Source organism: Pseudomonas sp. AC463 (assembly GCF_979253585.1).
The window spans coordinates 1-258 of sequence record NZ_CEEDDZ010000809.1 but is presented as its reverse complement, the minus strand read 5'-3'; the positions used below and the strand labels follow the sequence as shown (position 1 = coordinate 258).

1 protein-coding gene is annotated in these 258 nt (G+C 67.4%); it reads left to right on the top strand.

Annotation, left to right across the window (positions count from 1 at the left end; all coding sequences use genetic code 11):
* A partial coding sequence (locus tag AC0IYH_RS32470; RefSeq protein ID WP_471838462.1) for a DPP IV N-terminal domain-containing protein occupies window positions 1-258 on the top strand: 258 nt, incomplete at both ends.

Below are 258 nucleotides of genomic sequence, written 5' to 3'. Positions count from 1 at the left end.
CCGTCCACTGGGGCGAGGCGGAGTTCGTCGCGCAGGAGGAAATGGACCGGCGGACCGGCTATTGGTGGTCGCCGAACGACAGGCTGGTCGCGGTCGAGAAGTTCGACGAGGAACCGGTCCACGTCGCGACGCGCGCGGCGATCGGTGCGACCGGCACGCGCGTCTACGAACAGCGCTATCCGGCGGCGGGGACGCCGAACGTGCTGGTCGAACTGTACATCATGAAGCCGGACGGGACGGGTCAGGTGAAGGTGAATC